Origin of the sequence: Promicromonospora sp. MEB111 (assembly GCF_030209445.1) — a bacterium.
In the GTDB taxonomy this organism is placed as follows: Bacteria; Actinomycetota; Actinomycetes; order Actinomycetales; family Cellulomonadaceae; genus Promicromonospora.
Genome location: NZ_JARVSD010000003.1, coordinates 67,354 through 83,671, shown reverse-complemented (window position 1 = coordinate 83,671; position 16,318 = coordinate 67,354). Strand labels below are relative to the sequence as shown.

Annotated in this window: 19 protein-coding genes; 5 read left to right on the top strand and 14 right to left on the bottom strand. The window is 72.2% G+C overall.

Going from position 1 to position 16,318, the window contains the following annotated elements:
• Genes resB through QRN56_RS02235 form a run of 4 tightly spaced genes read right to left on the bottom strand, consistent with a single transcriptional unit; the run spans window position 1 to window position 3,840 of the window.
• On the bottom strand, window positions 1-1,791 hold the full coding sequence (resB, locus tag QRN56_RS02250; RefSeq protein ID WP_285100841.1) for a cytochrome c biogenesis protein ResB: 1,791 nt from the start codon (window positions 1,789-1,791) through the stop codon (window positions 1-3).
• Complete coding sequence (locus QRN56_RS02245; protein WP_285100840.1) at window positions 1,791-2,597, bottom strand: cytochrome c biogenesis CcdA family protein; 807 nt, start codon at window positions 2,595-2,597, stop codon at window positions 1,791-1,793. The genes resB and QRN56_RS02245 overlap by 1 nt, the downstream gene beginning before the upstream one ends.
• Complete coding sequence (locus QRN56_RS02240) at window positions 2,597-3,193, bottom strand: TlpA family protein disulfide reductase (RefSeq protein WP_285101247.1); 597 nt, start codon at window positions 3,191-3,193, stop codon at window positions 2,597-2,599. The genes QRN56_RS02245 and QRN56_RS02240 overlap by 1 nt, the downstream gene beginning before the upstream one ends.
• On the bottom strand, window positions 3,193-3,840 hold the full coding sequence (locus tag QRN56_RS02235) for a histidine phosphatase family protein (protein WP_285100839.1): 648 nt from the start codon (window positions 3,838-3,840) through the stop codon (window positions 3,193-3,195). Before QRN56_RS02235 ends, QRN56_RS02240 begins: the two co-directional genes overlap by 1 nt.
• A 156-nt stretch (window positions 3,841-3,996) precedes the next feature.
• Here QRN56_RS02235 and aqpZ point away from each other — a divergent pair, with 156 nt between their 5' ends.
• On the top strand, window positions 3,997-4,737 hold the full coding sequence (gene aqpZ, locus QRN56_RS02230) for an aquaporin Z (protein WP_502928741.1): 741 nt from the start codon (window positions 3,997-3,999) through the stop codon (window positions 4,735-4,737).
• An 83-nt stretch (window positions 4,738-4,820) separates the two neighbouring features.
• Here the strand turns inward: aqpZ and QRN56_RS02225 are convergent, their stop codons facing one another.
• The gene (locus QRN56_RS02225) at window positions 4,821-5,333 is read right to left on the bottom strand and encodes a MarR family winged helix-turn-helix transcriptional regulator (RefSeq protein WP_285100837.1); all 513 of its coding nucleotides are present in this window, start codon (window positions 5,331-5,333) and stop codon (window positions 4,821-4,823) included.
• Between the two features lie 220 nt (window positions 5,334-5,553).
• On the opposite strand from QRN56_RS02225, the gene QRN56_RS02220 reads away from it, so the two are divergent.
• The gene (locus tag QRN56_RS02220) at window positions 5,554-6,105 is read left to right on the top strand and encodes a YceI family protein (protein ID WP_285100836.1); all 552 of its coding nucleotides are present in this window, start codon (window positions 5,554-5,556) and stop codon (window positions 6,103-6,105) included.
• Between the two features lie 111 nt (window positions 6,106-6,216).
• On the opposite strand, the gene QRN56_RS02215 is transcribed toward QRN56_RS02220, so the two are convergent.
• The 3 genes from QRN56_RS02215 to QRN56_RS02205 are packed head-to-tail and all read right to left on the bottom strand — an operon-like array spanning window position 6,217 to window position 7,859.
• Window positions 6,217-6,864, bottom strand: coding sequence for a redox-sensing transcriptional repressor Rex (locus QRN56_RS02215; RefSeq protein ID WP_285100835.1), 648 nt, complete (start codon window positions 6,862-6,864; stop codon window positions 6,217-6,219).
• Window positions 6,865-6,924: 60 nt separating this feature from the next.
• Complete coding sequence (locus QRN56_RS02210) at window positions 6,925-7,173, bottom strand: glutaredoxin family protein (protein WP_285100834.1); 249 nt, start codon at window positions 7,171-7,173, stop codon at window positions 6,925-6,927.
• Between the two features lie 14 nt (window positions 7,174-7,187).
• Complete coding sequence (locus QRN56_RS02205) at window positions 7,188-7,859, bottom strand: Pr6Pr family membrane protein (RefSeq protein ID WP_285100833.1); 672 nt, start codon at window positions 7,857-7,859, stop codon at window positions 7,188-7,190.
• A 78-nt stretch (window positions 7,860-7,937) separates the two neighbouring features.
• Between QRN56_RS02205 and QRN56_RS02200 the strand changes: the two genes are divergently transcribed.
• A complete protein-coding gene (locus QRN56_RS02200; RefSeq protein ID WP_285100832.1) occupies window positions 7,938-8,732 on the top strand; it encodes an HAD family hydrolase in 795 nt (264 codons plus the stop codon).
• 73 nt (window positions 8,733-8,805) lie between these two features.
• Here the strand turns inward: QRN56_RS02200 and QRN56_RS02195 are convergent, their stop codons facing one another.
• From QRN56_RS02195 to QRN56_RS02185, 3 genes are all read right to left on the bottom strand, one after another.
• A complete protein-coding gene (locus tag QRN56_RS02195; RefSeq protein ID WP_003792170.1) occupies window positions 8,806-8,904 on the bottom strand; it encodes a 30S ribosomal protein bS22 in 99 nt (32 codons plus the stop codon).
• A 233-nt stretch (window positions 8,905-9,137) separates the two neighbouring features.
• The gene (locus QRN56_RS02190) at window positions 9,138-9,806 is read right to left on the bottom strand and encodes a potassium channel family protein (RefSeq protein WP_285100831.1); all 669 of its coding nucleotides are present in this window, start codon (window positions 9,804-9,806) and stop codon (window positions 9,138-9,140) included.
• Between the two features lie 72 nt (window positions 9,807-9,878).
• Window positions 9,879-11,279, bottom strand: a complete 1,401-nt coding sequence (locus tag QRN56_RS02185; RefSeq protein WP_285100830.1) for a TrkH family potassium uptake protein — start codon at window positions 11,277-11,279, stop codon at window positions 9,879-9,881.
• A 152-nt stretch (window positions 11,280-11,431) separates the two neighbouring features.
• Between QRN56_RS02185 and QRN56_RS02180 the strand changes: the two genes are divergently transcribed.
• Window positions 11,432-12,607 (top strand): acetoin utilization protein AcuC, encoded by a 1,176-nt coding sequence (locus tag QRN56_RS02180; RefSeq protein WP_285100829.1) that lies wholly within the window; start codon window positions 11,432-11,434, stop codon window positions 12,605-12,607.
• A 92-nt stretch (window positions 12,608-12,699) separates the two neighbouring features.
• Complete coding sequence (locus QRN56_RS02175; RefSeq protein WP_285100828.1) at window positions 12,700-14,022, top strand: phytase; 1,323 nt, start codon at window positions 12,700-12,702, stop codon at window positions 14,020-14,022.
• 56 nt (window positions 14,023-14,078) lie between these two features.
• Here QRN56_RS02175 and QRN56_RS02170 read toward each other — a convergent pair whose 3' ends face one another.
• Genes QRN56_RS02170 through QRN56_RS02160 form a run of 3 tightly spaced genes read right to left on the bottom strand, consistent with a single transcriptional unit; the run spans window position 14,079 to window position 16,208 of the window.
• Complete coding sequence (locus QRN56_RS02170; RefSeq protein ID WP_285100827.1) at window positions 14,079-14,804, bottom strand: ABC transporter permease; 726 nt, start codon at window positions 14,802-14,804, stop codon at window positions 14,079-14,081.
• Complete coding sequence (locus QRN56_RS02165) at window positions 14,801-15,556, bottom strand: ABC transporter ATP-binding protein (RefSeq protein WP_285100826.1); 756 nt, start codon at window positions 15,554-15,556, stop codon at window positions 14,801-14,803. The genes QRN56_RS02170 and QRN56_RS02165 overlap by 4 nt, the downstream gene beginning before the upstream one ends.
• Window positions 15,557-15,581: 25 nt before the next feature.
• On the bottom strand, window positions 15,582-16,208 hold the full coding sequence (locus QRN56_RS02160; protein WP_285100825.1) for a TetR/AcrR family transcriptional regulator: 627 nt from the start codon (window positions 16,206-16,208) through the stop codon (window positions 15,582-15,584).
• Window positions 16,209-16,318: the final 110 nt, after the last annotated feature.

Below are 16,318 nucleotides of genomic sequence, written 5' to 3'. Positions count from 1 at the left end.
TCAGTCCTTTTCCGATCCGGTCTCGATGCGCGGTTCCTGAGCTTGTCCAGTGGCCGCCGGTTCTGCCTCGGCTCCGGGCACCGCCCCCAGGGCGCGGTCGACCTCGGCCTGGAGGCCGGCGTCGTCGCCCCGGGCGAGCCCCGCGACCTCGACCACCGTAACGCCGTCCGGCCCGGTGTACGCCCGCGCCCAGACGCGCCGCCGCGGCGTGAAGAGCGAGACGGTGAGGCCCGCGAGCGCGAGCAGCGCGAAGACGAGGACGAACGCGAGCGAAGGGTCGTGCCGCAGGTCGAGCGCCACGTAGCGCGGGAGGTCCTCGCCGAGGGTCAGGGTGCCGAGCCCGTTCGGCAGGTCCACGGTCTCGCCGGGCCGTGCCAGGACCTTGACGCGCTCGCCGGACTCCTCGAGGGCCGGGGTGAGCGACGCGGTGTCGAGCTCGTACACGTTCTGCGGCGAGCCGTCGTCGAGCCCGAGGTCACCTGTGTACACCTCGAGCACGAGCAGCGGGTCCACGGGCTGCGGGAACGCCGAGCGGGCCGACCCGTCCTCGTTCACCTCCGCCGTGGGCAGGAAGTAGCCCACGAGCCCGATCTGGTCCAGCCCGGGCGACACGTCCGGCACCTTCACCACGCCGCGGGAGGTGTACATCGTGTCCTCGGGGATGAACGTGACCCGACCGGAGAACGCGACCTCGCCCTCGGCGTCGTGGACGGTGATCTCGGGGGCGAAGCCGTTGCCCTGGAGGTAGACCTTGGCGCCGTCGACGACGATCGGGTGGTTCACCTTGATCTGCTCGGGCCGTTCCTCGCCGGAGGGCTCGGTCACCGTCACGTGCGCCGTGAAGTCGCGCGCCTGGGCGAACGCCACGGTGTCGCTCGCGAACTCCGACTCGAACTTGTCGAGCGTCATCGAGAACGGCACCAGCGAGCCGGGGCGGAACCAGCCGCCCTTCTCGAAGGTGTCGTAGTCCACGACGGCGTTGGCGAAGCCGCGGCCCTCGGTGACGATGGCCTGGCCGCGGTAGTGCAGCATCTGGCCGGTCGCGACGGAGACGAGCAGGCCCACCAGGGCCAGGTGGAACACGAGGTTGCCGGTCTCGCGCAGGTAGCCGCGCTCGGCGCTGACCGTCGCCGCAGCGGGGCGAGAGCCGCGCGCGTCCGCCCCGCCCCGGTCCACCCGGAAGGTGGGCAGCCAGGAGAGCCTGCCGCGCAGGTGGGCGGCGACGGCGTCGGCCGCCTCCTCGGGCGAGGCGCTGGTGGTCGCGGTGGCCTTGGCGGGGAACCGGTTGAACCGGGACGGGACGCGCGGCGGGCGACCGCGCAGGGCGCGGTAGTGCGCCGCCGACCGCGGCAGGATGCAGCCCACGAGCGAGACGAACAGCAGGATGTAGATGGCGGAGAACCAGACCGACGAGTAGACGTCGAAGAACCCGGCCTTGTCGAGCCACTCCCCGGCGGTCGGGTGGTCGGCGAGGTACTCGAGCACACCCGCGGCGTCCTGGTTGCGCTGCGGGAGCACCGACCCGGGCACGGCGGCGACGGCGAGCAGCATCAGCAGCATCAGCGCGACGCGCATCGAGGTGAGCTGGCGCCACATCCAGCGCAGCGTGCCCACGAGGCCCAGCGCGGGCGCGTTCGGGCGCTCGGGCTTCTGGCCCGTCGTATCCGACGACGACGCGCCGTGCGCCTCGCCGGGCTCGCCCTGCGTGAACTCGTCCGCGATGCCCTCGGGGACGTAGGTGCCCGCCCTGCTGTCCGGGGTGCTGTCGCGGCTGCTGGTACGACCGGCCATCAGATCACCGTCTCGAATCCGCCGATCCAGAGCTGCATGGCTCCGGTGATCTGCGTCCAGAGCCCGGTGACCAGCAGCAGCCCGACCAGGACCAGCAGGCCGCCGCCGATGCGCAGCGCCGCGAGGCGGTGCTTGCGCAGGAAGTCCAGCATGCGCTCCGAGCTCTGCAGCCCGAGGGCCACGAGCAGGAACGGCACGCCCAGGCCGATGCAGTACGCCACGCCGAGCAGGGCGCCGCGGCCCGCCGACGCCTCGTCGATCGCGAGCGCCTGCACGGCGCCGAGGGTCGGGCCGATGCAGGGCGTCCAGCCGAGCCCGAAGACGACGCCGAGCAGCGGGGCGCCCCACAGGCCGGCGCGCGGGGTCATGTGGAACCGGGCCTCGCGCTGCAGGAACGGGACGGCCCCGAGGAACCCGAGGCCGAGCAGGATCACCACGGCGCCGAGCACGCGGATGATCACGTCCTCCCAGCGCACCAGGTAGGCGCCCAGGCCGCCGAACGCGGCGCCGAAGGAGACGAACACGACGGTGAAGCCGAGCACGAACAGGGCGACCCCGCCGACCACGCGGCCGCGCGCCGGCTTGGTGCGCGTCGTGACGATCCCGGGGGTCGTGCCGGCCGAGGCCGCGGCCATGCTGCTCACGTACCCGACGTACCCGGGCACGAGCGGCAGCACGCACGGCGAGGCGAACGAGACGAGGCCCGCGAGCAGCGCCACCGGCACCGCCAGGAGCAGGGACCCGCTGAACGCCGTGCTCGCGAGGCCGTCGCCGACGGCGGTCGCGATGGCGCCGGTCGAGACCATCAGGCGGCCTCCGCCAGGACCTCGTCGATCAGGGCCTCCAGCGTGGACCCCTCCACCTGGCCGATGACGCGCGCGGCCACGTTGCCCTCCTGGTCCAGCACCACGGTGGACGGCACGGCCTGCAGCGGCACGACGCCGGACAGGCCGGCGATCACCTTGCCGGTGCGGTCCTCGATGCTCGGGTAGGGCACCTCGAAGGTGCGCTGGAACGCCTGGGCGGCGCCGGCGTCGTCCTCCGTGTTGATGCCGAGGAACTGCACGCCGTCCTTCGACCCGGCGAGGCTCACGAGGTCGGGCGCCTCGGCGCGGCACGGCGCGCACGAGGCGTACCAGGTGTTCACGACCACGACGTCGCCCGCCCACCCGGCGGTGTCGACGTCGTCGCCCTCGAAGTCGGTGCCCGTGATGGCGACGGGCCCCTTGCGCTCCCCGACGTCGTACGTCTGGACCGAGCCGTCACCGGAGACGTACCCCTGACCGACGACGTCGCCGGCGCCCGAGTCCTCCGGGCTGCACGCGGCGAGCGACACGACGAGCCCGAGCACGATGCCGACGACCACTACCCACTGGACCGCCTTGACGGTCTTGCCCCGCATCACGCGCCGGCAACCTTGCTCGCGCCGTCGTAGAGCTCCGCGGCGGGCTCCGTGTAGTGCAGGCCGACGAACCGGTCGTCCTCGAAGTGCAGGGACGTCAGGGACGCGAGGTTGCACTGCCGGTTGCGCGGGTCGTGCCACAGGGTGCCGCCCTCGAGCGCCCGGCGGGTGAGCCAGATGGGGAGCTGGTGGCTGACCAGCACGATCTCGTGGCCCTCCGCGGCGCGGCGCGCGTCCTCGACGGCGGCGCGCATGCGCTCGACCTGCGCCGTGTAGGGCTCGCCCCACGACGGGCGGAACGGGTTCCACATGTGCGGCCAGTTGCGTGGGTTCTTCAACGCCCCGCCGCCGGGTCCGGCGACGACCAGGCCCTCGAACCGGTTGCCGGCCTCGATGATGCGGTCGTCGGTGGCGAGCTCGACGCCGAAGCCCTGCGCCACCGGGGCGGCCGTCTCCTGTGCCCGCTGCAGCGGGGAGGCCACCACGCGGGTCACGTCCCTGCCGGTGCTCGTGAGGTGGTCGGCGACGATCTTGGCCATCGCCTGGCCACGGTCGGACAGCCGGTAGCCAGGCAGGCGCCCGTACAGCAGGCCGTCGGGGTTGTACACCTCGCCGTGACGCAGCAGGTGAACCGTCGTGGAAACCATGACCCACAGTCTCCCATCCGACCCTGGGTGCCCGTGACCTCCGGCGAGTGTGCATTACGTCATCTCGCGCCGATCCGGTCCGGCCGACCTACATTCGGCGGAAAGGTTTCGTCATGAAACCGTCCAATGCAAGCAAGGGGGCTCCACATGAGTGAGATGGCATCGCCTGCCATGTACGCACGTCTGGCCGCCGAGGCGCTCGGCACCTTCGTGCTGGTGCTGGGTGGCTGCGGCACCGCGATCCTCGCGGCCAACTTCCCCGACGCCGAGGCCAACACGCTGGGCGTGGGCTTCCTCGGGGTCGCCCTGGCCTTCGGCCTCACCGTCGTGGTCGGCGCGTTCGCGCTCGGCCCGATCTCGGGCGGGCACTTCAACCCGGCCGTCACGCTCGGCCTGGCGGCCGCGGGCCGGTTCTCGTGGAGCGACGTCGGTGGCTACGTCGTGGCGCAGGTCATCGGTGGCGCGCTCGGTTCCACCGTGCTGGCGCTGATCGCCCTCGGCGGGCCGGACGGTTTCTTCGACGCCGCACGCGAGTCGGGCTTCGCGTCCAACGGGTTCGGCGAGCACTCCCCGGGCGGGTTCGGGCTCGGCTCCGCGATCCTGACCGAGACCGTCCTCACCGCGGTCTTCCTGTTCGTCATCCTCGGCACCACGGCGCGGATCGCCTCCCCCGGGTTCGCGCCGCTGGCCATCGGCCTGACGCTCACCCTGATCCACCTGATCTCGATCCCCGTCACCAACACGTCGGTGAACCCCGCCCGCTCCATCGCCACCGCGATCTACGGCGGCGGCTGGGCATGGGGGCAGCTCTGGGTGTTCATCCTGTTCCCGGTCCTCGGCGCCCTGGTCGCCGGGTACGCGTACCGCCCGATGTTCAGCCGGGTGCTGACCGAGTAGACGCCGCCATCCCCGCCGTCCACGTGTCAGACGTACAGATCCCTCGGGTGACCTGTACGTCTGACACGTGCGTCGAGGCGCGTTCAGTCGCAGTGGGCCGTGAGCCCCTCCTCGGTGCCGCCCGACACCTTCGAGGACTCCGCGACCTTGGCCATGATGCGGCCGAGCGCCGCGAACTCCTCGGGGTCCAGCGCGTCGACCATGATCCGGCGCACGGCCGCCACATGCCCCGGCGCCGACACCTCGAGCGCCGCGTAGCCGGCGTCGGTCATGGTGCAGTTCACCCCGCGACGGTCGCCCTCCGCCGCCCGCCGTTCCACGAGCCCGCGCGCCTCCATGCGCGCGACCGTGTGCGTCAGCCGGCTGCGCGAGAGCACCAGACCGTCCGCGAGCGTCGACATGCGCATCGTGCGCTCCGGCGCCTCCGAGAGCTGGACCAGCAGGCTGTACTCCCCGAGCGAGAGGTCGAGGGTCCGGTCGTGCACCGCGCTGAGGGCCTCCACGAACCGCGCGGTCCCCTCGAGATACCGCCGCCAGGAGCCCTGCTGCTCCTCGGTCAGCCAGAGATCGGAACCCTGGATCGTCTCCGCTGCCACTTTGCCCACCGCCTTCGTGCTCGCCGAGCTGCCATGAGGGCCGCCCCGGATGACGCCCTCGCGCCGGGAGCCATGGTCGCCCGCCGACCCGAGTGTGATCTGCGACGTGCCGGGCGCCCTCTAGGAATACGTTACGGGACCCGTTATGTTGGAACGCATCGGATCTAGTTGATCCCTCAACTATCTACCTCAACCGCCGCACCCACAAGGAGTCCCCCTGATGGCCACCCCGCTTCCCGCAGGTCTCACCACCGGCGCCTACGACATCGACCCCTCCCACACCGCTGCCTCCTTCTCCGTCCGCCACGCCGGGATCGCGAAGGTGCGCGGCAGCATCACCGTCACCTCGGGCACCATCACGGTGGGCGAGGACCTGGAGTCGTCGAGCGTCACCGCCGAGCTGGACGCGGCCTCCGTGAGCACCGGCGACGCCGGTCGTGACGGCCACCTGAAGAGCGCCGACTTCTGGCACGCCGACGAGAAGCCGACCTGGACGTTCTCCTCGACCGACATCAAGGCCGACGGCGACGACTACATCATCTCGGGCGACCTCACCATCAACGGCATCACCAAGGGTGTCGAGCTGGAGACCGAGTTCACCGGCACCGCCAAGGACCCGTTCGGCAACAACCGCGCGGGCTTCGAGGCCAGCGTCGAGGTCAACCGGAAGGACTTCGGCCTCACGTGGAACGCCACGCTGGAGACCGGTGGCTTCCTGGTGGGCGACAAGGTCAAGATCACGCTGGACGTCAGCGCGATCGCCAAGGGCTGAGCCCCGCTCGTCCCTGATCCTGGTTCAGCAGGCTCCGGACGACCGCATCCGCACGGATTCCGGTCGTCGGGGGCCTGCTGAACTTTTCTCGGCAGCCGACGGGCTCCCGGGTCAGAGCGCGGCCGCTCGGGTCGCCGCGTGGAACGCCAGGATCTGCAGCTCGCCGCCGACGTCGACCGAGCGCACCACCACGTCGTCCGGTACCTGGAGCGCCACCGGCGCGAAGTTCAGGATCTCCCGGACGCCGGAACCCACCACGGCGTCGGCCACGTCCTGGGCGCCGTGGCCCGGCAGGGCCAGCACCACCATGGAGACCCGCTCGCGCTCGATGACCTCGGCCACCCCGCGCACGTGCTCCACGGTCACGCCGGCCACGTGCGTGCCCACGACGTCGGGCGACGCGTCGAGCAGCGCCACCACCTGGAAACCGCGCGTCGCGTACCCCGAGTAGTTGGCGAGCGCGTGCCCGAGGTTTCCGATGCCGACGATCGCCAGCCGGTGCTCCGTCTCGAGCCCGAGGGCGACCGTGATGTACGAGGCGAGCGACTCGACGTCGTACCCGACGCCGCGCGTGCCGAACGAACCCAGGTACGAGAGGTCCTTGCGCAGCTGCGCCGAGCTGACGCCCGACCGTTCGGCGAGCTCCGTCGAGGAGGTGAGGTCCACCCCCTCGGCCGCGAGGTCGCGCAGGGCGCGCAGGTAGTACGGCAGCCTCCCTACTGTTGCTGCCGGGACTGTCCCGTCACTGAGTTCGACCACGTGCTGCTCCCCTCCCCGCGACCACTGTGTCGCGGGCGTACGCACACACTGCCTGGACGATCATGCCAGGAGGCGTGCCAGGCGCGCACCGTCCACGCGCCAGAAACCTTGCTGGACCCCGTCCACCTCGAGCACGGGGACGTACTCCCCGTACTTCTCGCGCAGTGCGGGCGCGCTGTCGATGTCGACCTCGCGCCACGCGGTCCCCGAGCTCTCGCACACCTTCTCGACGACGGCACGTGCGTCCTCGCACAGATGGCATGCCTCGCGCGTGTAGAGAACGACCCGGGTCTCGGCGGCAGTGGTCACGCCCCGAGGTTACGTCACGTACGGGCCACCGAACGGTCGGTGTCCGGCAGCCGCCCGTCCGCCCAGCGCACGCCCCAGGCCAGGACGAGGAAGACCACGGCGACGATCGCGGCGTTGGTCACCGCGCCGGCGTAGCCGAGCTCGTTCACGTCCAGGAACGGGTACGGGTACCAACCCGTGACGGCGCCGCGGACGAACGTGTAGACCAACCACGCGATCGGGTAGACGACGGACCACCACACCGTCCGCCCCGCCACGCGCGGCCTCGGTCCCACCAGCAGCCAGGCGACGACGGCGAACACCGGCGCCAGGACGTGCAGCATCGCGTTCGACACCATCCCGGCGCCCGTCAGCTCCACCAGCCCGCGCAGCACCGTGTTGTACACGATGCCGGTCACCGCGATGCACAGCAGCGCGTCGAGGCGCAGCACCCGGAAGACCGGCCCGTCCCGGCGCGGGTCCAGCGCGAGCGCCACCGACACCCCGCCGATCAACAGGTTCGACTGGATGGTGAAGTAGCTGAAGAGCCGGACGATCCGCTCGGCGTGCGTGGGCGCGAGGCCGGGGCCCCCGGTGAGGGCGACGACGAGCTCGATCCCGAAGCCCCCGAGGGCCAGCACGGCGACCAGCAGATGGAGGAACCGCGCGAGCCCGGCGCCCTCGGAGGTCCTGATGTTCTGCGTCACTCCCCGGTTCTACCAGCGCTTCTGCCGGGGTGCCCGGCGAGGACTTGCGTCCTGTGGCACGCGGATAGAGTGACCTCCATGCCGTCGACGCTCCCTTCGTCCGCCACCGCGGCGTTCTTCGACGTCGACAACACGATCATCCGCGGTGCGAGCGCCTTTCACCTGGCCAAGTCGGCGTACCAGCGCAAGTTCTTCGGTACGCGGGACATCCTCAGGTTCGCCCTGATCCAGGCGCGGTACCTGCTCTGGGGCGAGAACCGCGAGGAGATCGACCAGGTGCGCGACCGCGCCCTCTCGCTCATCGCGGGCCGCAGCGTCGCGGAGATCGCCACCCTCGGCGAGGAGGTGTGGGACGCCGTCCTGTCCCTGCGGATCTACCCCGGCACGCGCCGGCTGCTCGACGAGCACATCGCCGCCGGCCACCAGGTGTGGCTGGTGACGGCCACCCCCGTGGAGATCGCACAGCTCATCGCCCGCCGCCTGGGCGCGACGGGCGGGCTCGGCACCGTGGCCGAGCACAAGGACGGGTTCTACACCGGCCGGCTCACCGGCGACCTGATGCACGGCCAGGCCAAGGCCGACGCCATCGTCACGCTCGCCGAGACCGAGGCCATCGATCTCGACGAGAGCTACGCCTACGGCGACTCGCTCAACGACCTGCCGATGATGCGGTCCGTGGGCCATCCCTGCCCCATCAACCCCGACCTGCGGCTGCGCCGGCACGCGCAGGAGGTCGGCTGGCCCATCCGCGAGTTCCGCGGGCGGTCGCAGCGCGCGGCCGGGCGCGGGGTCCGGACGGCGTCGTGGGCCGGGGCGGCCTGGGTGCTCGGCCTGGTGCTCCGGGCGGCCCGACGGCGGCTGCGCGGGCACTAGGCCCCGGAGACACGAAGAAGGCCCGGCCCACGAAGGGCCGGGCCTGCTCGTCACGCGCCCGACGGCGCGCGCGTCACTTCTTGTTGCGGCGCTGGTGGCGCGTCTTGCGAAGCAGCTTGCGGTGCTTCTTCTTGGCCATGCGCTTGCGGCGCTTCTTGATGACGGAGCCCATAGGTCCTCGCAATGTTCGGTCGGTCGGTCGGCGGCGGCCCGACGACGGGCCGCGCGGCGAAATGGTCCACGGTTGGTCCGGGACAGTGACGCCATAGTGACGATGGCCGACCAACACGAAAAGGAGTCCGCTACCTAGGCTACCTGCTCTGCCGCGCGCCCCGTAATCGACGGCGGTGTGAGGTGCGCCTGACCTCCGTCCGGGGTCGGCCACGAGGGCCGTCCGCGCACCGCTCAGGGCCGGGCCGCGAACCGTTCCAGCAGGTCGGCATGGCCCGAGCAGACGAGCAGGTCGTTGGCGGAGACCCGGGTCTCGGGCGTCGCGTAGACGAAGTCCACGCCGGGCGACTTCACCCCGATCACGGTGATCCCGTACCGCTTGCGGATGTTCGACTGCGCCAGCGTGAAGCCCTGCGCCTCGCGGGGCGGGCGCATCTTCACGATGGTGAAGCCGTCCTCGACCTCGATGTAGTCGAGCAGCTTGCCGCTGACGAGGTGGGCGACGCGCGAACCGGCGTCGGCTTCCGGGAAGACGACGTGGTGCGCGCCGATGCGGGTCAGGATCCGGCCGTGCTCGGCGGAGATCGCCTTGGCCCAGATCTGGGGCGTGCCGAGATCCACGAGGTTGCCCGTGATGAGCACCGACGCCTCGAGCGACGAGCCGACCCCGACCACGGCGACGCCGAAGTCCTTCGCGCCGAGCTGCTCCAGCGCGTCCGGGTTGGACGCGTCGGCCTCGACCAGCGGCAGCCGCCCCGACCACTGGGCCACCAGCGTGGGGTCCTGCTCCACGGCGAGCACGTCCTGGCCGAGCCGGTCCAGGGTGGCGCCGATCGCCGACCCGAACCTGCCCAGTCCGATCACGAGCACACCCGCGTCCCGCTCGGGTCTCTTCTCCGGCACGGTAGTCCTCTCTGCCAGCCTGTCAGAAGCACAGGTCACGATGGTGACGTGGGATTCTGACACGTCGGGCGGTCAGCCGATGATGGGTCGTTCCTCCGGGAAGCGTACGATGCGCCGCCGGTCGCGGAGCGCCAGCACCGCCACGACGGTCACGGCCCCGGTACGCCCCACGAACATCAGGGCGGCCAGCACGTACTTGCCGGCGTCGGGCAGGTCGTACGTGATGCCGGTGGTCAGTCCGACGGTCGCGAAGGCCGACAGCACCTCGAACAGCACCTTGGACAGGGGGATGTCGGTGACCTGCAGCAGTGCGACGCACGAGACCAGCACGATGCTCGCGCCCGTGAACACGACCGCGATCGAGAGCCGCAGCACGTCGCGCGGGATCCGGCGGCCGAACGCCTCGATGTCCCGGTCGCCCCGCGCCTCGGCGATGATCGCCAGCAGCATGACCGCGAGCGTGGTCACCTTGATACCGCCCGCGGTGGACGCCGAGCCACCGCCCACGAACATCAGCGCGTCCTGGATGAGCCAGCTCGACTCGTGCATCGCGCCGATGTCCACGGTGCTGAACCCGCCCGAGCGGGGCATGATCCCGGCGAAGACGGCCGCGAGCACCTTGTCCCCCACGCTCAGCGGGCCGAACGTGCGGGGGTTGGTCCACTCCAGGACCAGGAGCAGCAGGGCGCCGACCACGAACAGCACGCCGCTGGTCACCAGCGTGAGCCTGCTGTGCAGCGAGAGCCGCTTGGTCCAGCCGTGCCAGCGGTGCCCCGGCCGGGGCAAGGCCCGCTGGATGTTGAGGATGACGGGGAACCCGAGCGCCCCGATGAACACGCCCAGCGCGATCGGCAGCAGGAGCGTCCAGTCGCCCACGTGCGGCATGAGGCCGTCGGGCGTGGGTACGAACCCCGCGTTGTTGAAGGCGGAGATCCCGTAGAACAGGGAGTGCCAGGCCGCCGTGCCCACGTTGTCCTCGAGGATCAGGAAACGCGGGAAGAGCAGCAGCGCGATCGACAGCTCGAGCGTGGTCGCGGTGACGATGATGACGCGCACCAGCGAGCCGACGTCACCCAGCCGGCTCGTCTTGGTCTCCGACGCCGTGAGCAGCTTCTGCGTCAGCCCGATCTTGCGGGAGACCATCATGCCGAGCAGCGAGGCGACGGTCATGATGCCGAAGCCGCCCACCTTGATGCCGGCGAGGATGACGATCTGCCCGTACAACGACCAGTAGGTCGCCGTGTCCTGCACCACGAGCCCCGTCACGCAGACGGCGGAGACCGCGGTGAACAGGGCGTCCACGAAGCTGGCGCCCGCGCCGTCCGCCGTCGCGAACGGCACGAGCAGCAGGATCGCGAACAGCCCGATCACGCCCGCGAACACGGTGACGGCCAGGCGCGCGGGTGCGCGGAAGGCCAGCTCGTCCACCAGCTCCCGGAGGCCGAACAGCCTGTGCCGGAAGATCGGCGCCATCCGACCCGCTCCCTCCCCTGCAGTCCCGACGATCGACGCCCTACTCTGCCACGCCGAAGGGCGCATGCCGGGCACAACGCCGGTGCCGCGCCCGCCGACGCCGTTTCTGGGCCACGGCACCCGCCCCGGGCCGGGTCCGTTACCGTGGGCGGGTGCACCTCGCCCGGCTGGTCTGGAGTCCGCGACTCCTCGAGTACGACTTCGGCCCCGGGCACCCCATGTCGCCCGCCCGCCTCGACCTGACGATGCGGCTCATCAAGGCGCTCGGCCTGCTGGAGAGGCCCACGCTCGAGGTGGTGGACGCCGAGCCCGCGACCGACGCCGTGATCGAGTCGGTGCACGACGCCGAGTACGTCGCCGCCGTCCGGCACGCCGGGACCACGCTGGAACCCGACCTGATGCGGGGCCTGGGCACCGACGACGATCCGCTCTTCGCGGGGATGCACGAGGCCGCCGCCCGCCAGCTCGGCGGGTCCGTCGCGCTGGCCGACGCCCTGTGGCGCGGCGAGATCACGCACGGTGTGAACGTCGCGGGCGGCATGCACCACGCGATGCCGGGCGCAGCGTCAGGCTTCTGCGTCTACAACGACGCGGCGGCCGCGATCCGCCGGCTGCTGGACCTCGGCGCGGAACGCGTCGCCTACCTGGACTTCGACGCCCACCACGGCGACGGCGTCGAGGCGATCTTCTGGGACGACCCGCGGGTCCTGACCGTCTCGATCCACGAGGACGGCCGCACCCTGTTCCCCGGCACGGGCGCCTCGGCCGACGTCGGCATGCCGGGCCCCGCCGAGGGGACGGCCGTCAACATCCCCGTCCCGGCGCGCACCTCGGGACCGGCCTGGCTGCGGGCGATCGACGCCGTCGTGCCCGCGCTGGTCCGGGAGCACCGCCCGCAGGCGATCGTCTCCCAGCACGGCTGCGACGCCCACGGCCGCGACCCGCTCTCCAACCTCAACGTCTCCGTGGACGCGCAGTGCACCGCGCAGCAGTGGGTGCACGCCCTCGCGCACGAGCACGCCGACGGCCGCTGGCTCGCCCTGGGCGGCGGCGGGTACGCGGTGTCCGACGTCGTCCCGCTCGCCTGGGCGGCGCTCGTCGCCGAGGCCGCGCACGCGCCCCTGGCGCAGGGGACCGCGCTGCCTGCCTCGTGGCGCGACGCCGTCGAGGCCCTGGACCTGGAGGCCGCCCACACGCTGGGCGCGGCCGAGGTGCCGTTCCGGAGCTGGCGCGACGGCTACGACCCGGCCGACCCGGTGGACCGCGCGGTCCAGGCCACCCGCCGAGCGGTCTTCCCCTTCTGGGGCCTGGACCCCCTGCTGGACTGACACCCCGGGTCTTCGGGCCCAGCCGGATCGGCGGCCGAAGCGTTCGTGTGGAGTTCAGATCGGCGACACCTGGGGGCGGGAGGCTCGGGGCCATGCGACGTCGCCTCGCCGCCCTGCCGGCCGCCCTGCTGCTCGTGTCCCTGCTCGCGCCCGTCGCGGCACCCGCGTCGGCCGTCGCGGACGGCCCGGACGGCGTCGGCGGGAAACACCGGACCGCCACCGTGACCACCTCGGTGGAGACTCCCCCGCTGTACGACGACGAGGCCGGCGGCAACGCGTCCGGCGACGACCCGGCGATCTGGGTGCACCCGGACGACTCGGAGCGCTCGATCGTGGTCGCGACGGCCAAGGAGGGCGGCCTGCGGGTCTACGACGTGGCCGCGACCGAGCTGCAGTCGGTCGCGGCCACGCCGGCCCCGCGCGCGGACGGTGTGCCCGGCCGGTTCAACAACGTGGACATCGCCTACGGCCTGGACGTGGCAGGCGAGCCGACCGACGTCGCCGTCGTCTCGGACCGGTACAACGACCAGATCCGCTTCTTCGCGATCGACCCGGCGGGGGCCGACGCCGCGACGCCGCTCACCGAGATCACCGCGCCGGAGCTGGAGTTCCTGTTCAGCCCGGACCGCGAGACGGTCGCCGAGGACCAGACCGCCTACGGCCTGGCCGTCTACCAGCCGCGGCGCGGCGGGACGTACGCCGTGGTGACCCAGGAGGGCAGCACCACCATCGCGACGGCGCGCCTCACGACCGGCCCGGACGGCGTGGGCTACACCGACGTCGAGCACCTGGAGATCCCCGGCGAGTTCCGCCTGCCGGACGGGACCACCTGGGTTCCGTGCGAGGAGCCGGGCGTCGCGCCGCAGCTCGAGGGGGTCGCGGTCGACCGCCGCACCGGCACCCTGTACGCGACGCAGGAGGACGTCGGCCTGTGGCGTGTGCCGCTCCCGCTCGGCTCGGGCGAGCCGCGCCTCGTCGACAAGGTCCGGGACTTCGGCGTGCACGACGCCTACGACCCCGAGACCGAGGAGTGCGCCCCGGTGGACCCGGAGGCACCGTCGTACGGCGGGACGAACCTGACCGCCGACGCCGAGGGCGTCGACATCTGGTACGGCCCCGGCCGCACGGGCTACGTGATCGTCTCCAGCCAGGGTGACGACACCTACGGCGTCTACGCCCTGACCGGCCGCAACCGGTCGCTCGGCGCCTTCCGCGTGGCGGGCGACGGCGTGGACGACGTCAACGGCTCCGACGGCCTGGCGGTGTCCAACGCGCCGGTCGGCGAGTACCGGTACGGGCTGCTGGTCACGCACGACGAGCCCGAGACCGGCCCCGATGTCGACCCGGACCGGGACGCCACGGGCTTCTCGTACGTGCACTGGGGCGACGTCGCGAAGGCCCTCCGCCTGCGGTGACCACGTGTCAGACGTACAGATCACTTGAGTGATCTGTACGTCTGACACGTGGTGGGTCAGGCCGTGCGGCGGCGGAGCGTCAGGACGCCCAGCACCACCGCGCCCACGATGAACAGGACGATCACGCCGACCGCGCCGCGGACGTCGGCCCACTCGTCCCCCGCGGCGAGCGACGTCATCGCCTCGATGGCGTAGGTGAGCGGGAACACCCGGGACAGCCACTCCAGGACCTCGGGCATCTGGTCGCGCGGCATGAGGAGGCCGCAGGTGATGAGCTGCGGAAAGATGATCGCGGGCATCATCTGGACCGCCTGGAACTCGCTGCGCGCGAGCGCCGACGCGGCCAGGCCAAGGGTGCAGCCGAGGATCGCGTCCAGCAGCGCCACCACGACGACGAGCCAGAGCGGGCCGGCCACGTCCATCCCCACGAGGACGGCGAACCCGACCACCACGAACGCCTGGACCAGCGCGAGCGTCGCGAACGCGAGGCCGTAGCCCGCCACGAAGTCGCCCTTGCGGATGGGCGTGGTCATGAGCCGCTCCAGCGTGCCGGACTGCCGCTCGCGCAGCGTCGCCACGCTCGTGACCAGGAACATCACGATGAGCGGGAACAGGCCCACGAGCATGGGGCCGAACTGGTCGAGCACCTGGGGCTGGTCGTCGAACATCCAGGCGATGAGCCCGATCAGCAGGCACGGCAGCAGCAGGATGAGGGCGACCGTGCGGTGGTCGCCGCGCAGCTGGGACAGCACGCGGCCGGCGGTGGCGAGGGTCAGGGTCATCGCGCGGTCTCCTCGTGCGTCGGGCTGGCGGCGGCGTCGGCCGCGTCGATCAGGGCGAGGAACGCGCGCTCGGCGTCGGGCGCCCCGGTGCTGGTGAGCAGCTCGTCGGGCGTGGTGTCGGCGACCAGCCCGCCGGCCCGCATCAGCAGCAGCCGGTCGCACTGCGTGGCCTCGTCCATCACGTGGCTGGAGACCAGGAGGGTGCGCCCCTCGGCCGCGAGCCGCCGGAACATCGTCCACAGGTCGCGGCGCAGCACGGGGTCGAGGCCGACGGTCGGCTCGTCCAGCACGAGCAGCTCGGGGTCACCGACCAGCGCCGCGGCCAGCGAGACGCGGGACCGCTCACCGCCGGACAGCGTGCCGACCCGCTGCTTCTCGTGCCCGCCGAGGTCGACGGTCGCCACGGCGGCCGCCACCGCCCTGGCCGGGGCAGGGACACCGGCGAGGGCCGCGAAGTACCGCAGGTTCTGCGCCACGGTGAGGTCGGTGTAGACGCTGGCGTCCTGCGTCACGTAGCTGACCTTGCGGCGCAGGCCCGGGCTGCCCGCCGCGGCGTCGAGCACCTGGACCGTGCCGGTGACGTTGTCCTGCACGCCCACGACGGTGCGCATGAGCGTGGTCTTGCCGGAGCCGGACGGCCCCAGCAGCCCCACGACGGATCCCGCGGGCACGTCGAGCTCCAGCCCGTCGATGATCGGCCTCCCGCCCCGGACGACCCGCAGGTCCCGGATGACGACCGCGTTTTTCCTCATGTGAGGAATTGTGCTCCTGCGGCGGCTACCGCGCAAGGCCCTCCGCGGCGGAGAGGGCGCCGGTGAGATAGCGCTGCAGGGTGGGGCCCACGAGCCGCGCCACCTCGGCCGGGGCGAGCGAGGCCAGCGGCTCCACGGGGATCAGGTAGCGGGTGAGCAGCACCCCCGACATCTGCGAGGCGACGAGCGCGGTGCGCAGCGGGGCGTCGGGCACGGCGAGGGCGCGCATCACCGGCGCCAGGATGGCCGCGCCGATGAACTGCGGCAGCAGGCCGCGCAACTCGGCATCGGACATGACGGCCGGGATGACCACGCGGACGGTGTCCCCGCCGTCGAAGTCCCAGATGCCGATCACCGCCTCCACGAGGCGCTCCCCGAGCGACTCGACCGGGCCGGCGGACACCCGCTCCACCACCTTGTCCGGCTCGATCCCCGCCACGCCGAGCGTCGCCGTCAGCAGGCGCGCCTTGTCGGGGAACCAGTGCCGCACCGTGCCCGGGTCCACCCCGGCACGCCGGGCCACGGCCCGGAGGGAGGCCGCCTGGTAGCCGTTCTCGACGAACTCGTCGCGGGCGGCGGCCAGGATCTCGGCGCGGGCGTCCTGCCCGGCGGGACGGCGGCCTCGCCGGGGCGCGGGATCGGGTTGGGCCATCCCGCCATTCTCGCCCACCACCCGCCGTCGGCCCGGCCCCCAAGGACGATGGAGCGCCGAGACCGCCGAACGACAACGACCTCAGGCACCGCCCCCGGAGGAGTCGGTGC

Bases quoted from the DNA above. Each gene is read 5' to 3' on its own strand.
- resB (WP_285100841.1), bottom strand. From the start codon at position 1,791: ATGGCCGGTCGTACCAGCAGCCGCGACAGCACCCCGGACAGCAGGGCG.
- QRN56_RS02245 (WP_285100840.1), bottom strand. From the start codon at position 2,597: ATGGTCTCGACCGGCGCCATCGCGACCGCCGTCGGCGACGGCCTCGCG.
- QRN56_RS02240 (WP_285101247.1), bottom strand. From the start codon at position 3,193: ATGCGGGGCAAGACCGTCAAGGCGGTCCAGTGGGTAGTGGTCGTCGGC.
- QRN56_RS02235 (WP_285100839.1), bottom strand. From the start codon at position 3,840: ATGGTTTCCACGACGGTTCACCTGCTGCGTCACGGCGAGGTGTACAAC.
- aqpZ (WP_502928741.1), top strand. From the start codon at position 3,997: ATGGCATCGCCTGCCATGTACGCACGTCTGGCCGCCGAGGCGCTCGGC.
- QRN56_RS02220 (WP_285100836.1), top strand. From the start codon at position 5,554: ATGGCCACCCCGCTTCCCGCAGGTCTCACCACCGGCGCCTACGACATC.
- QRN56_RS02200 (WP_285100832.1), top strand. From the start codon at position 7,938: ATGCCGTCGACGCTCCCTTCGTCCGCCACCGCGGCGTTCTTCGACGTC.
- QRN56_RS02195 (WP_003792170.1), bottom strand. From the start codon at position 8,904: ATGGGCTCCGTCATCAAGAAGCGCCGCAAGCGCATGGCCAAGAAGAAG.
- QRN56_RS02185 (WP_285100830.1), bottom strand. From the start codon at position 11,279: ATGGCGCCGATCTTCCGGCACAGGCTGTTCGGCCTCCGGGAGCTGGTG.
- QRN56_RS02175 (WP_285100828.1), top strand. From the start codon at position 12,700: ATGCGACGTCGCCTCGCCGCCCTGCCGGCCGCCCTGCTGCTCGTGTCC.
- QRN56_RS02170 (WP_285100827.1), bottom strand. From the start codon at position 14,804: ATGACCCTGACCCTCGCCACCGCCGGCCGCGTGCTGTCCCAGCTGCGC.
- QRN56_RS02165 (WP_285100826.1), bottom strand. From the start codon at position 15,556: ATGAGGAAAAACGCGGTCGTCATCCGGGACCTGCGGGTCGTCCGGGGC.
- QRN56_RS02160 (WP_285100825.1), bottom strand. From the start codon at position 16,208: ATGGCCCAACCCGATCCCGCGCCCCGGCGAGGCCGCCGTCCCGCCGGG.